Source organism: Curtobacterium sp. AG1037 (assembly GCF_003349855.1).
Classification (GTDB): Bacteria; Actinomycetota; Actinomycetes; order Actinomycetales; family Microbacteriaceae; genus Curtobacterium; species Curtobacterium citreum.
The window spans coordinates 85,378-98,025 of record NZ_QQAO01000006.1; the positions used below are offsets into that span (position 1 = coordinate 85,378).

Annotated in this window: 15 protein-coding genes and 1 tRNA gene; 5 read left to right on the forward strand and 11 right to left on the reverse strand. The window is 73.2% G+C overall.

Going from position 1 to position 12,648, the window contains the following annotated elements:
* Window positions 1-29 precede the first annotated feature (29 nt).
* Window positions 30-458, forward strand: coding sequence for a BLUF domain-containing protein (locus tag DEU32_RS10590; protein WP_167510124.1), 429 nt, complete (start codon window positions 30-32; stop codon window positions 456-458).
* Here the strand turns inward: DEU32_RS10590 and DEU32_RS10595 are convergent.
* Window positions 445-1,056 carry a ScbR family autoregulator-binding transcription factor gene (locus DEU32_RS10595; protein WP_181819261.1) on the reverse strand — a complete coding sequence of 204 codons (612 nt, stop codon included), beginning with the start codon at window positions 1,054-1,056 and terminating at the stop codon, window positions 445-447. The genes DEU32_RS10590 and DEU32_RS10595 overlap by 14 nt on opposite strands.
* A gap of 85 nt (window positions 1,057-1,141) precedes the next feature.
* Entirely contained in the window at window positions 1,142-1,612 is a 471-nt protein-coding gene (locus DEU32_RS10600; RefSeq protein ID WP_114850504.1) for a BLUF domain-containing protein, read from the reverse strand.
* Between the two features lie 182 nt (window positions 1,613-1,794).
* Between DEU32_RS10600 and DEU32_RS10605 the strand changes: the two genes are divergently transcribed.
* A complete protein-coding gene (locus DEU32_RS10605; protein WP_114850505.1) occupies window positions 1,795-3,207 on the forward strand; it encodes a PepSY domain-containing protein in 1,413 nt (470 codons plus the stop codon).
* A gap of 58 nt (window positions 3,208-3,265) precedes the next feature.
* Here the strand turns inward: DEU32_RS10605 and hxlA are convergent, their stop codons facing one another.
* Both hxlA and hxlB read right to left on the reverse strand, forming a co-directional pair.
* A complete protein-coding gene (hxlA, locus tag DEU32_RS10610; protein WP_114850599.1) occupies window positions 3,266-3,904 on the reverse strand; it encodes a 3-hexulose-6-phosphate synthase in 639 nt (212 codons plus the stop codon).
* A gap of 56 nt (window positions 3,905-3,960) precedes the next feature.
* Window positions 3,961-4,569 carry a 6-phospho-3-hexuloisomerase gene (gene hxlB / locus DEU32_RS10615; protein WP_114850506.1) on the reverse strand — a complete coding sequence of 203 codons (609 nt, stop codon included), beginning with the start codon at window positions 4,567-4,569 and terminating at the stop codon, window positions 3,961-3,963.
* Between the two features lie 116 nt (window positions 4,570-4,685).
* Here hxlB and DEU32_RS10620 point away from each other — a divergent pair, with 116 nt between their 5' ends.
* Entirely contained in the window at window positions 4,686-5,504 is an 819-nt protein-coding gene (locus DEU32_RS10620; protein ID WP_181819262.1) for a LuxR C-terminal-related transcriptional regulator, read from the forward strand.
* 61 nt (window positions 5,505-5,565) lie between these two features.
* On the opposite strand, the gene DEU32_RS10625 is transcribed toward DEU32_RS10620, so the two are convergent.
* The 5 genes from DEU32_RS10625 to DEU32_RS10645 form a co-directional block, all read right to left on the reverse strand.
* The gene (locus DEU32_RS10625; protein ID WP_114850508.1) at window positions 5,566-6,114 is read right to left on the reverse strand and encodes a GNAT family N-acetyltransferase; all 549 of its coding nucleotides are present in this window, start codon (window positions 6,112-6,114) and stop codon (window positions 5,566-5,568) included.
* A 3-nt stretch (window positions 6,115-6,117) separates the two neighbouring features.
* Window positions 6,118-6,202 (reverse strand) — tRNA-Ser (locus tag DEU32_RS10630).
* Between the two features lie 63 nt (window positions 6,203-6,265).
* On the reverse strand, window positions 6,266-7,171 hold the full coding sequence (locus DEU32_RS10635; RefSeq protein WP_175326059.1) for an HAD family hydrolase: 906 nt from the start codon (window positions 7,169-7,171) through the stop codon (window positions 6,266-6,268).
* Window positions 7,168-8,436, reverse strand: coding sequence for a serine--tRNA ligase (gene serS / locus DEU32_RS10640; protein WP_114850509.1), 1,269 nt, complete (start codon window positions 8,434-8,436; stop codon window positions 7,168-7,170). Before serS ends, DEU32_RS10635 begins: the two co-directional genes overlap by 4 nt.
* A gap of 70 nt (window positions 8,437-8,506) precedes the next feature.
* Window positions 8,507-8,983 (reverse strand): MarR family winged helix-turn-helix transcriptional regulator, encoded by a 477-nt coding sequence (locus tag DEU32_RS10645; RefSeq protein WP_114850510.1) that lies wholly within the window; start codon window positions 8,981-8,983, stop codon window positions 8,507-8,509.
* A 61-nt stretch (window positions 8,984-9,044) separates the two neighbouring features.
* Between DEU32_RS10645 and DEU32_RS10650 the strand changes: the two genes are divergently transcribed.
* Window positions 9,045-9,413, forward strand: coding sequence for a VOC family protein (locus tag DEU32_RS10650; RefSeq protein ID WP_114850511.1), 369 nt, complete (start codon window positions 9,045-9,047; stop codon window positions 9,411-9,413).
* 41 nt (window positions 9,414-9,454) lie between these two features.
* Window positions 9,455-10,537 carry a diacylglycerol kinase family protein gene (locus DEU32_RS10655; protein WP_114850512.1) on the forward strand — a complete coding sequence of 361 codons (1,083 nt, stop codon included), beginning with the start codon at window positions 9,455-9,457 and terminating at the stop codon, window positions 10,535-10,537.
* A gap of 33 nt (window positions 10,538-10,570) precedes the next feature.
* Here the strand turns inward: DEU32_RS10655 and pheA are convergent, their stop codons facing one another.
* Together pheA and DEU32_RS17655 are read right to left on the reverse strand one after the other, a co-directional pair.
* Window positions 10,571-11,527, reverse strand: a complete 957-nt coding sequence (gene pheA, locus DEU32_RS10660) for a prephenate dehydratase (protein ID WP_114850513.1) — start codon at window positions 11,525-11,527, stop codon at window positions 10,571-10,573.
* 78 nt (window positions 11,528-11,605) lie between these two features.
* The gene (locus DEU32_RS17655) at window positions 11,606-12,640 is read right to left on the reverse strand and encodes a bifunctional helix-turn-helix transcriptional regulator/GNAT family N-acetyltransferase (RefSeq protein WP_309473788.1); all 1,035 of its coding nucleotides are present in this window, start codon (window positions 12,638-12,640) and stop codon (window positions 11,606-11,608) included.
* Window positions 12,641-12,648: the final 8 nt, after the last annotated feature.

The window sequence follows — 12,648 nt, forward strand, 5'->3', positions numbered from 1 at the left end:
CGCCCAGGACCATGCACCAGGATGGTCCGGTGCTCGTCTCCATCGTCTACATGAGCCGGTCCGTCACGCCCTTCGACGACGACGCGCTCGCCGAGCTGCTCCGGGAGTCGCGGCTCCGCAACGAGGCGCTCGGCGTCTCCGGGCTGCTCGTGGCGAAGGGCGGCCGCTTCATGCAGCTGCTCGAGGGGCCGGCGTGGAGCGTCGACGACCGCTTCGCGGCGATCTCCCGCGACCGCCGGCACGACGAGGTGAAGTCGCTCATCCGTGAGGACATCGAGCGCCGACGGTTCGACGGCTGGTCGATGGCCTACCGGTCGCTCGACGAGCGAGACGTCCGCGACGAGGAGGGCTTCAGCCCCTTCCTGTCCGGGACGATGGACTTCGCGCCCGAGTTCGACCGGACGAGCGCCGCGTGGCTGCTCAAGTGGTTCCGCGACCGCGAGCTCACCGACCGCTGACGAAGGTCTCGTCGACGACCGCGAGCAGCCGTGCCCGGTGCGCGGGCGCCGCGGTGGCCTGCACCACCACGCGCCACATCACTGCGACGGCGGGGTCGAGGTCCGCGCGGCCGCTCCGGACCTCCGCGACGAGCTGCACCCCCGTGAAGTACGGGACGACCGTGCCGCCGAGCTCTTCGGCGCTCAGGTCGGTCCGCAGCTCCCCGCTCGCGAGCGCCAGGCGGAACACGTCGACGATCCCACCGATCCACTGCTCGTAGAAGGACGACGTCGCACCCGCGAACTCGCCGCGCTCGAGCGACAGCCGGATGCCGGCCCGGACGATCGGGTCGGTGCGGAGCAGGTCCGCGATCGCCTTCGAGGCCCGCATGAGCGCCGCGGTCGGCGAGGCGTCGGTGTGCTCGACGACGGCGAACGTCCGGGCGTTCTGCTCGTCGATCACGGCGAGGGCGAGCGCGAGCTTCGTCGGGAAGTGGAAGTGGAGCGTGCCCTGCGGGACGCCGGCGCCGCGCGCGACGGCGGCGACCGCCGTGGCGGCGAAGCCGACGCGGTCGAACTCCTCGGCCGCCGCCACCAGGATCTGCTCGCGTCGTTCCACGGTGCCAGTCTCCCGGACGCCAGGCGCGTGGCGGAGCCGCATCGCGCCTCCCGTCCGGGTGTCGTCGCGGTGGTGCGCCCCTCGGCTACGCCGCGTGCCGCGCCAGGGTGATGCGCTCCTCCGGGACGTCCTGCAGGTCCCGCCCGCGGAACCAGCGGAGCAGCCAGTCGGCCGGCGTGCCGGCCAGACCGGTCGGCAGTCCGCTGCGCTCGGTGAGGAAGGTGTTGAACCCCGGCTCGTCGCGGACCTCGACGTCGCTCGGGTTGCCGAACGCCATCGACCAGCCGTCGAAGCGACGGGCGTCGATCGTCTCGCGGGACAGGGACTTCACGTCGTGGTGCCGCGGGTCGCGCTCGATCGCGGCGAAGCGGTCCGCGACACTCCACGTCGGCCCCTCGAGGACCTGCATGAACCGGCCGCCCTTCGCGAGCAGCAGGCCGGAGACGCCGAGCGCCTCGTTGCGCAGGCGGGCCTCCCGGAGCATGGCGACGAGCTGGTCGTCGGTGAGGTCGTCGACGGCGACGGACATGTACACGAGCGAGGTGAGGGTGGTCATCGGCGCCAGTCTGTGTCGTGCTCCTGCGGTCGGTCAACGCGGTCGTCCGAACACCGCATCGAGGCGCGGTGTGCGGACGGACGCGCCGCTCACGTCCGGCCGCGCCGTCGTTCTACATGTTGTAGAGTTCCCGGGTCGTCCGGCACGGTGCCGGACGCTCCGTCCGAAGGACCCGCGCCCCGATGCCCAGCACCGCTCCGCCGCCCTCCCGTGGCTGGTTCGCCCAGCTCCTCCTCCGCCTGCACTTCCTGGCAGGCCTGTTCGTGGGCCCGTTCGTCCTGGTCGCCGCGCTGTCCGGAGCCGTCTACGCCGTCGCGCCGTCGATCGAGCAGGTCGCGTACCGGCACGAGCTCACCGCACCGTCCACCGCCGCGGCACGCCCCCTCGCCGACCAGGTCGCCGCCGCGCAGCGGTACGTCGCCGCCCACCACCCCGACGACACCGTCGTCGAGGTCCGTCCCGCGCCCGCGCCCGGCGACACCACCCGCGTGATGTTCACCGAGGCGGGACTGCTCGAGTCGCAGACCCGCGCCGTGTTCGTCGACCCGGGCGACGCGTCCGTCCGGGGCGACCTGCCCGTGTACGGCACCTCCGGCTCCCTGCCGTTCCGGACGTGGATCAGCACGGTGCACCGCAGCCTGTTCCTCGGCGACGTCGGTCGGTTGTACAGCGAGACCGCCGCGTCGTGGCTCGGGATCGTGTCGCTCGCCGGCATCGGGCTCTGGGCGTTCCGGCTCCGCACGGCCCGACGGAAGCGCGAGCTCGTCGTCCCGGACACCCGCCTGCGTGGGTACCGCCGCACCTTCTCGTGGCACGCGGCGACCGGCGCGTGGGTGCTCCTCGGCGCGCTCTTCCTGTCGGCGACGGGCATCACGTGGTCGCACTTCGCGGGCGACAACGTGACCGCGCTCCGTTCGGCGCTCAGCTGGCAGGCGCCGACCGTGGACACCGCGCTGGGCGGCGCGGCGGCGATGGGCATGACGGCCGGCGAGCACGCCGGGCACCACGGGTCCGCCGCGGCACCGGTGGGCTCCCCCGCGACCGTCACACCCGAGCAGTTCGACGAGGTCCTGGCCGTCGCCCGGTCGGCCGACGTGCACGCCGCCGAGGTTCGCATCCGGCCCGCGGCGACGACCGACCAGGCGTGGACCGTCGAGGAGATCAAGCTCAGCTGGCCGGTCGCGATGAACGCCGTCGCGGTCGACCCGACGTCGATGACCGCGGTGTCGCAGGTCACCTGGGACGACTACCCGCTCATGGCGAAGGCCGCGAAGCTCGGCATCAACACCCACATGGGCGCGCTGTTCGGGCTGCCGAACCAGCTCGTGCTGCTCGCGGCGGCGCTCGGCATCGCCGCGATGGTCGTCCTCGGGTACGTGATGTGGTGGCAGCGACGGACGCCCGGCACGCGCGTCGGCCGCGCGCCCGCCGACGGCGCGCTCGCACGCGCACCGTGGTGGGGTGCGATCGCCGTCGTCGCCGTCGCGATCGGGCTCGCGCTGCTGCTGCCCGTCGTCGGGGTCACCCTGCTCGGGTTCCTGCTGGTCGACGCGCTGGTCACCGCGTTCCGGTCGCGTCCCGGGGCGACCCGGTGACGGACGGGAGGCTCGTGGCGACCCCGCCACGATCCTCCCGTCCGTCAGGCGGTGCCGATCAGGCGGCCGACTGCTCCGTGATCGCGTCGCGGAGCGCCTTCGCGGCCGCGGCCACGTCGTCGGCGCTGTAGATCGCGCTGCCGGCGACCGCGATGCGGGCGCCGGACGCCTGGACGGCGCCGATCGTGTCGGTCGTGATGCCACCGGCGACCGAGAACGGCACACCGGAGGCCTCGCCGTCGTGCAGGAGCGTCTCGAACGTGAAGCCCTCCTCGGCCTGCTCGTCGAGGCCGGCGTGCATCTCGACGAACGTGGCGCCGAGCGCGACGACCTCCTTCGCGCGGGCGGCCTTGTCCTCGACGCCGATCAGGTCGACGACGACGCCCTTGCCGTGCGCCTCGGCTGCCTTGACGGCGCCGGCGATGGTGCTGTCGCCCGCGACGCCGAGCACGGTGACGAGGTCGGCGCCGGCGTCGAACGCGATGCCCGCCTCGAGCTCACCGGCGTCCATCGTCTTGAGGTCCGCGAACACGGTCTTGTCGGGGTGCGCCTGCTTGATCGCGGTGATCGCCGACAGGCCCGCGCTCTTGATCAGGGGCGTGCCGAGCTCGATGACGTCGACGTACGGCGCGGCCTTGCCGGCGAGGTCGAGGGCGTCCTCGGTGGTCAGGGTGTCCATGGCGAACTGGAGCTGCATGGTGGTGTCCTTCCGGTGGTGGTTCGTGGGGGTCGCGGTGCCGGTCATGCGCGGCGTCACTCGAGGTTCGCGTGGCGGGGCCACAGCTCGTCGGCGGAGCGGCCGCTGCGCTGCCAGAGCGCGTGGAACAGGGCGTCCCCGAGGAGGGCGACACCCTGCTCGAAGAGACTCCCGGCGTACTGTGCCGACGCGGTGCCGGAGCGGTCGGTCTTCGTCGCGGCGGGGAGCACGAGCGTGGCCTCGGCGACCGCCGCGAGCGGCGAGTCGTCGGTCGTGCTCACCGCGAGCACCCGGGCGCCGACGTCGGCCGCGGTCCGTGCGGCCTGCACGATGCCGCCGGTCGTGCCGGAGCCGCTCGCGACGAGGAGCACGTCGCCGCGTCCGATCGCCGGGGTCGTGGCCTCGCCGACGACGTGCACGCGCAGTCCGAGGTGCATGAGTCGCATCGCGGTCATCCGGAGCGCGAGTCCCGAGCGGCCGGCACCGTGCACGAAGACGCGGTCGGCGTCGGTGAGCAGGGTCAGCGCGCGCTCGAACGGGGCCTGGTCGGCGGCGCGGACGGTGTCGACGAGGGCGCGGAGCTCGTCGGCGACGAGTCCGAGGGCGTCGGCGGTGCTGCTGCCGTCGGCGGTGCTGCCGCCGTCGGGCGTGCTGCTGTTGTGCATGACGACGATGCTGCTCCGGCGTCGGTGGGAGCGCCGCTGCCCGGCCGGGCGGTCATCCCATCCGATCGGGTGGGCGTGCAGCGACCGGCAGGGTGGGGCGGGTAGGTTCAGTCGCCGTGACGGACACCCCTGCAAGTCGATCAGCCGCGTCGGAGCACGCCCGCACGGTCGCCGAGCAGGCCGACCGGCACGCCCTGACGCTCGAGTCCGTCCTCGCGGTGCTCCGCTCCCCCCGGTCGTCCGACACCGCGGCCCGCGCCGAGGCCGTCGAGATCGCCTCGGCCGCGCTCGTCGAGCTCCGGACGGTGACGGACCGGCAGCGCAGCACGTTGCTCGAGCCCGTCACGGGGGCGTTCTCCCGGCTGCGGGCCGACCTGCGCCCGCTCGTCCGGTTCGGCGACCTGGACGTGCAGTTCGTCGAACCGCCCGCCACCGGTCGCGCGCTCCCCGGAGCCGTCGCGCACGGTGCCCGCGCGATCGTCCGGACGGCGGTGCTCGCGCTCGTCGACGACGGCGTCGCGCGGCGGGTGCGGATCCAGTGGGACTGCGACGGTCGGAACCTGCTCGTGCAGCTCCGGGACGACGGCGCCGGCACGCTCGACGCCCACGACGACGCCGTCCGGCCGATCGCCGAGCGGGTCGTCGCCCTCGACGGGACCCTGCAGGTCGACTCGACGCCCGGGTGGGGTTCGACGCTCGACATCACGCTCCCCCTCGACCCGGCGCCGGGCACGGTCGACCTGCCCGCGGACGCCGACCTGACCGCGCGGGAGCGCGACGTGCTCCGGCTCGTCGTCACCGGCGTGGGCAACCGCGAGATCGCCGACGGCCTCGGCATCAGCCCGAACACCGTGAAGTACCACGTGGCGAACCTGCTCCGGAAGCACGGCGCCCGGACCCGCGCGGAGCTCGCCGCCCTCGGCGCGCGGCCCTGACCGGTGGCGAGCTCACGCGCCCAGCGACACCTCACGGGAGCGCGAGCGCGTGAGGTGTCGCTCAGCGCGTGAGACCTGCGGCGCCGCGCGGCGCGAGCACCTGGAACATGACGTGGTCACGCCACTCGCCCGCGATGCGGATGTACTGCGGCGCGAGGCCGTACCGGGTGAACCCGTTCCGCTCGAGCGCCCGCTGCGACGCAGTGTTCTCCGGCAGGGTCTCGGCCTGCACCCGGTGCAGCCCGAGCGCACCGAACGCGTGCGCCACCGCGAGCCCGATCGCCCGCGTCGCGTGCCCCTGGCGCACCCGGTCCGCACGCACCCAGTACCCGAGTGCGCACGACTGCAGGGCACCGCGGGTCACGCCGCTCAGGGTGATCCGGCCGAGCAACTCGTCGTCGTCCCCCACGATCACGAAGGGCACCGAACCGCCGGTCCGGGCCGCCGCGAGCAGCCCGCCGATCGTCGCGCGCTGACCGGCCTCGGTGTAGTAGTGCTCCGGCCGCGTCGGCTCGAACGGCCGCAGGTGGTCGGCGCTCGCGCTCACGATCGCGGCGAGCTCGGCGGCGTCGGCCAGCTCGACCGGTCGGAGGCGGGTCCCGGTGCTCATGCGCGGAGGGTGTGGGATTCGAACCCACGAGACATCACTGCCCACCTGTTTTCAAGACAGGCTCCATCGGCCGCTCGGACAACCCTCCAGCGACGCGACCACGTGGCGAGACGTGATCGCGTCCCGAGGAGTCTAGCGGCCCCGCCGACCGTCAGCGCGGGAGCGTGTCGAGCGCCGCGGCCAGACCGTCGTCGGTGACCCCGCCGGTCAGCTCGTTGCCCGCGTCGACGACGTCGGACGGTGCCTGCCCCATGACGACACCACGCCCGGAGGTCGAGGCCCACCGGAGCATGTCGATGTCGTTCCGCCCGTCACCGGCCGCCATGACCCGGGAGCGCGGGATGTCGAGCCACTCGCGCACACGCTCCATCGCGGTGGCCTTCGTCACGCCCTCTGGTGCGATGTCGAGCCACGACGTCCAGCCGACCGAGTAGGAGACCTTGTGCAGGCCCATCCGCTCGACGACCTGCAGGAAGTCCTCGGTGTCGTGCCCGGGCGAGATGACGACCACGCGCGTGGCCTCGACCCCGAGCAGCCGCTCGAAGGGGACGTGCTCGCCGGAGACCGTCATGGTGTCGTCGGGGAAGTTGCCGGACAGCAGGAAGTGGCCGGTCTCGTCCTCCACGCCGAACGCCGCGTTCTCGAGTGCGCCGTGGATGGTCTGCAACACCTCGGACGGGTCGAAGCGCTCGACGTGCACGCGGTCGTACCCGCCGTCCTCGCGGCGCCCCAGGATCAGCGCCCCGTTCGCGCAGACGAGGTACTTCGGGCGGATGCCGAGCGTCTCGAGCAGCGGCACCGTCATGCCCTCGCTGCGACCGGTGGACAGCATGACCTCGTGCCCGGCGGCCTCGGCGTCGCGCACGGCGGCCACGACGGCGTCGGTGATGACCCCGTCCTCGCGCATCGTCGTGCCGTCGACGTCGAGCGCCACGAGCCACCGCTTCGTCCGAGCCGGAGCACCAGCAGCGCCGGCGCCGCCCCCGGCAGCGCCAGCTGCGCCGGCGGTGCCGCCACCCTGCGCCGACCCGTCCACGAACCGCCCCGCGGTGCTCATCGGGGTGCGATCACCTCGACGCCGCCCAGGTACGGCCGGAGCACCTCGGGCACGACGACTGAACCGTCCTCTTGTTGGTGCGTCTCGAGGATCGCGACGATCCAGCGGGTGGTGGCGAGGGTGCCGTTGAGCGTGGCGACCGGTGCGGTCTTGCCGCTCTCGGTGCGGTAGCGGGTGTCCAGGCGACGGGCTTGGAACGTGGTGCAGTTCGAGGTCGAGGTCAGCTCGCGGAAGGTGCCCTGCGTCGGGACCCACGCCTCGATGTCGTACTTCCGCGCAGCACTCGTGCCGAGGTCGCCCCCGGCGACGTCGATGACGCGGTAGTGCAGCCCGAGGTCCTGCATCATCGACTCCTGCATCGCGACGAGGCGCTGGTGCTCCGCCTCGGCGTGCTCGGGCAGGACGTACGAGAACATCTCGAGCTTGTTGAACTGGTGCACGCGGAGGATGCCGCGGTTGTCCTTGCCCGCCGACCCGGCCTCGCGCCGGTAGCAGGTCGACCACCCGGCGTACCGGATGCCCTCGCCCGACTCCGGGAGCGACAGGATCTCGTCGGCGTGGAACCCGGCGAGGGCGACCTCGCTCGTGCCGGTCAGGTACAGGTCGTCGGCCTCGAGGCGGTAGACCTCGGCCGCGTGCTCGCCGAGGAACCCGGTGCCCGCCATGGTCTCGGGGCGCACGAGCGTCGGGGTGATGAGCGGCTCGAACCCGTGCTGGACCGCGCGGTCGAGCCCGAGGTTCATGAGCGCGATCTCGAGCCGGGCGCCGAGGCCGCGGAGGAAGTAGAAGCGCGAGCCCGAGACCTTGACGCCGCGCGGGATGTCGATGATGCCGAGGTGCTCGCCGAGGTCGGCGTGGTCCTTCGGCTCGAACGAGAACGTCGGCTTCGTGCCGACCGTGCGGAGCGTGACGAAGTCGTCCTCGCCACCCTTGGGCACGTCCGGCAGCACGACGTTCGGGATGGACCGGACGACGCGGTCGAACGACTCCTCGGCCGCGGTGACCTCGGCCTGCGCCTCCTTGACCTTCGCGGCGAGCGCCTGCGCCTGCTGCACGAGGGCGGCCTTCTCGTCCTTCGGGGCCTTCGCGACGGTCTTGCCGAAGGCGTTCTGCTCGGCGCGGAGCGCCTCGAACGCCGTGATCGCCGCGCGTCGCGCCGCGTCCGCCGCCACCGCGTCGTCGACGACGGACACGGAGGCGCCGCGCGCCTCCTGCGAAGCCTTGATGACGTCCGGGTGGTCGCGCAGCAGCTGGAGATCGATCACCGGTTCATCCTAGGGGGACCCGGTGACGGACCGGAGGCCCGTGGCAGCGCTGCCACGGGCCTCCGGTCCGTCATCCGGTCGCGTCCGCCGACGGGTCGTCGCGCAGGGCGGCGACCATCCCGCGGAGCAGGCGGAAGGCCGCTGCGCGGCCCGCCTCGTCGAGGTCCTGGGTCATCCGGAGCTCGACCTCGCGAACGGCGGCGCTCGCGCGCTCGCGCTGCCGCCGGCCCGCCGCCGTGAGGCGCGTCGGCAGCACCTTGCCCGCGGTCGGCGTCGCGGCCCGCTCGACGACGCCGTCCCGCTCGAGCTGCTGCAGGAGCGTGTTCATCGACTGGCGGGTGACGAAGGTGCCGCGCGCGAGCTCGGAGTTCGACATCCCGGGGCGCTGCGCGAGCAGTTCGAGGCACGAGTAGTGCGTGATCGTCATGCCGAAAGGACGGAGGGCGTCCTCCATGGCGGCGCGGAGGGCGCTCGCGGCCTCCTTGAGGACGTACCCGACGGAGGAGTCGAGGTCGATGCGTTCGTCGTGTCGATCGTCTTGACGCATGTCAGGAGTCTGACATAGAGTCCGCGTGTCAGACAACTGACACACAACGAAGGAGCACACCATGACCGCCACCGGGATCGACTTCACCTCGCTGCAGGTCCGCGACCTCGACGCCGCACAGGCGTTCTACGAGCGGTACCTCGGGCTCGTCCGATCCCCCGCCGGCCCGCCGCACGCCGTCGTGTTCCAGACCGAGCCGATCGCGTTCGCACTGCGCGACGTGGTCCCCGGCACCGACCTGGACGCCGCCCCGCAGCCGGGCCTCGGGGTGGCGCTGTGGTTCCACGCGACCGACGTCCAGGCGACCCACGACGCGCTCGTCGCCGACGGCCACGAGATCGTCACCGCACCGTTCGACGGCCCCTTCGGTCGGACCTTCACGTTCGCCGACCCGGACGGCTACCACGTGACGCTCCACGACGGACGCTGACGCCCGTCCGCTCGCAGGGCGCGGTCGGTAACGTCGGGGGCATGTCGACCCCATCGGAGACCGCGCCCGCGGACCAGGACGCCCTCCCGACCGAACAGAAGACGGCCGCCGTCGTCTACAACCCGGTCAAGGTGCACCTGGAGACCCTGAAGAGCACCGTCGCGAAGCACCAGCAGGAGGCCGGCTGGGCTGAGACCCTGTGGTTCGAGACCACGGAGGAGGACCCGGGCGGCGGCATGACGAAGGCCGCGCTCGAGGCCGGGGCCGACGTCGTCGCCGCGGCCGGCGGGGACGGCACCGTCCGCGCCGTCGCCGAGGTCGTGCACGGCTCGGCGGCTGCACTCGCCCTGCTCCCGAGCGGGACGGGCAACCTCCTCGCGCGCAACATCCCCTCGCCGATCGACGACCTGGGCGCGAGCGTCCGGACGATATTCCGCGGCGAGGACCGCCCGATCGACATCGGCGAGGTCCAGGTCGAACGCCCCGACGGCAGCCGCGAGGAGTTCGGGTTCGTCGTGATGGCCGGCCTCGGCCTGGACGCCCGCATGCTCGTGAACACCAAGCCCGAGCTCAAGAAGAAGGTCGGCTGGCTCGCCTACGTCGACTCGCTCTTCCGCTCGGTGCGGGACGCCGACGCGTTCGAGTTCCGGTACCGGCTGGACGGCGAGAGCAACCAGTCGGTGCGCGCCCACTCGCTGATCGTCGGCAACTGCGGCATGCTGCAGGCCGGCGCGACGCTGCTGCCGGACGCCGAGATCGACGACGGCGTCTTCGACATCGTGGTCATGCGTCCCCGCGGCTTCTTCGGCTGGGTCCGGATCGGCGCCCGGGTGTTCTGGGAGAACGCGATCCTGCGCTCGTTCCGGCGCTCGAAGATCGGTCAGACCCAGGTCGGCAAGCGCATCGCGACCGCGGCCCGCGAGGAGCGCCCGCTGCGCTACCTGCGCGGTGAGGAGTTCGTGGCGCGCCTCCAACGGCCGGACGAGTTCGAGATCGACGGCGACCCGGTGGGCGAGGTCGTCGCGTTCCGCGCGAAGATCGACGCCGGCGGGCTCCGGGTCCGGGTCGCCGGACCGCAGGACCAGACGCGGAACACCCGGCGGGTCGAGGACGCGCACAGCTGACGTGGGCCGGGCGGCGGCCCCGCGCCGCCCGGTTCAGTCCGCGTCGGGCTCGCCGGAGACGATCGCGCGCAGCCAGTCCCGCGCCTCGACGAACGCCTCGTCGGAGTAGCGCGCCGACACCTCCGGCCGGAACCCGTCCGCCCGCGGGTACGACCCGAGGAACGTCACGCGCGGGCTGAACCGCCGCAGGCCGAGCAGCGCGTCCGCCACCCGCTCGTCGTGCACGTGGCCGTCCAGGTCGATGACGAACCGGTAGCGCCCGAGCTCGTCACCGATCGGCCGCGAGGACAGCAGCCCCATGTTGATGCCCCGCGTCGCGAACTGCTCGAGCATGTCGACGAGCGCACCGGGGTGGTCCGCCGGCAGCTCCACGATGACGCTCGTCTTGTCCGCCCCGGTCCGCGGCGGGATCGCCAGCGTGCGTGACACGAGCACGAACCGGGTGACCGCCGACGCGTTGTCCCCGATCGACGACGCGAGCACGGCCAGGTCGTGGTGGTCGGTGATCCCGGGCGGGGCGACCGCGGCGTCCGCGACGGGGTGCTCGTCGAGCAGGGCAGTCGCTGCGGCGACGTTCGAGGACGCCGGGATGTGCCCGTGTCCGCGCAGGTTCGTCTCGAGCCAGCGGTGGGTCTGGGCGTAGGCGACCGGGTGCGCGTTCACGGTGCGGACGTCCGCGAGGGCCGTGCCGTGCCGGGCGACGAGCACGAAGTCGACCGGCACCAGGTACTCGCCGACGATGCGGACGCCGGGGATCCGGGCGAGGGCGTCCTGCGTGGCGCTGACCCCGCCGTCGACGCTGTTCTCGATCGCGATCACGGCGCCGACGGACCGGCCGGTGACGACGTCGTCGAGCGCCTCGCCGACGTTGTTCACGCTGCGCCAGGGCTTGCCGGCCGCGGCGTCGACGAGCCTCAGGGCCGCCTCGGTGAAGGTGCCGGCGGGACCGAGGTACGAGTAGGTGTCGGTCGGCTCGGCGCGCTCGGTCATGCCTCCGAGCCTACTGGTGTACCAGTCCCGTCACACCGACGCGGACCGCGCCCGGCCCGCCGACGCGCAGCGTGCCCATCAGGTCCGGACGAGCAGCGTGTCCGAGTCGCCGTTCCGCCCCACCGTCCGGAACCCGGCCCGCTCGTACAGGATCCGCGCCCCGGTGTTCCCGTCCTCGACGCTCAGGCTGACCCCCGGCCACCCCGCAGCCCGCCCGGCGTCGAGCAGGCGTTCGAGGAGCGCTCCCCCGACACCGCGTCCGCGCCCCCGGGCGTCGACGGCGATCGTCAGCTCGGGCACGTCCGCGGCGACGAACCCGTACCCGGGGTCGTCCTCCGGCAGGAACCGCGCCCACGCCACCCCGACCGGGCCGTCCCCGTCCACGGCGACGACACCGCGGTCCCGGGCCGGGTCGAACCCGTCGAAGTAGTGCGCGAACTCGGGGCGGTCGAGGTCGGCGTCCGTGAACGTCTCGGTCCGCCAGTTCATCGCCCGGAGCGTCGCCCGGCGCAGCAGCGGTCCGTCGTCGGCGGTGGCGTCGCGGAACAGCACCCCGGGGACCTCGGGTAGCCCCTCGCCGGCGTCCGCGCCGGTCAGCCGCGCCTCACAGAGTGCCTCGTCCCCCCGCGGGTACGTCAGCGCGGCGAACCGCCCCTCGGGGTCGAGCCGGCCGAGGAGCGCCCGGGTGATCCCGTCGAGCTGCGCGACCTGCTCGTCGGCGAGGGCGTCGATCACGTAGCGGCGCGCGGTCCGGACGTGCTCGGGCGCGGCCTGCACGATCGTGTCGTACCCGGCGTCGGTCAGTCGGACGTCGGTCGCCCGCCGGTCGTCGGCGGACGGGCACCGCGTCACGAGACCGCGCTTCTCGAGCCGGGACACGACGTGCGACAGCCGTGGGAGCGAGGCGTTGGTGGCCGCGGCGAGCGCCGACATCCGCAGCGTGCGGGACTCCGTCTCGGACAGCATCGCGACGACCATGTAGTCGAAGTGGGTCAGGTCAGCGTCCCGCTGCAGCTGCTGGTCGAGCGCCGCGGGCAGGAGCTCCATGACGGCGACGAGCTTCATCCAGGCACGCAGCTGGTCGCGCGTCAGCCACGGGGTATCGTCGGTCATCCCCACAT

What these genes read in the sequence shown, in the direction of transcription:
- DEU32_RS10600 (WP_114850504.1), bottom strand. Translation starts at nt 1,612, where the DNA reads ATGACCACCCTCACCTCGCTCGTGTACATGTCCGTCGCCGTCGACGAC.
- DEU32_RS10605 (WP_114850505.1), top strand. Translation starts at nt 1,795, where the DNA reads ATGCCCAGCACCGCTCCGCCGCCCTCCCGTGGCTGGTTCGCCCAGCTC.
- hxlA (WP_114850599.1), bottom strand. Translation starts at nt 3,904, where the DNA reads ATGCAGCTCCAGTTCGCCATGGACACCCTGACCACCGAGGACGCCCTC.
- hxlB (WP_114850506.1), bottom strand. Translation starts at nt 4,569, where the DNA reads ATGCACAACAGCAGCACGCCCGACGGCGGCAGCACCGCCGACGGCAGC.
- DEU32_RS10625 (WP_114850508.1), bottom strand. Translation starts at nt 6,114, where the DNA reads ATGAGCACCGGGACCCGCCTCCGACCGGTCGAGCTGGCCGACGCCGCC.
- DEU32_RS10635 (WP_175326059.1), bottom strand. Translation starts at nt 7,171, where the DNA reads ATGAGCACCGCGGGGCGGTTCGTGGACGGGTCGGCGCAGGGTGGCGGC.
- DEU32_RS10645 (WP_114850510.1), bottom strand. Translation starts at nt 8,983, where the DNA reads ATGCGTCAAGACGATCGACACGACGAACGCATCGACCTCGACTCCTCC.
- DEU32_RS10650 (WP_114850511.1), top strand. Translation starts at nt 9,045, where the DNA reads ATGACCGCCACCGGGATCGACTTCACCTCGCTGCAGGTCCGCGACCTC.
- DEU32_RS10655 (WP_114850512.1), top strand. Translation starts at nt 9,455, where the DNA reads ATGTCGACCCCATCGGAGACCGCGCCCGCGGACCAGGACGCCCTCCCG.
- pheA (WP_114850513.1), bottom strand. Translation starts at nt 11,527, where the DNA reads ATGACCGAGCGCGCCGAGCCGACCGACACCTACTCGTACCTCGGTCCC.
- DEU32_RS17655 (WP_309473788.1), bottom strand. Translation starts at nt 12,640, where the DNA reads ATGACCGACGATACCCCGTGGCTGACGCGCGACCAGCTGCGTGCCTGG.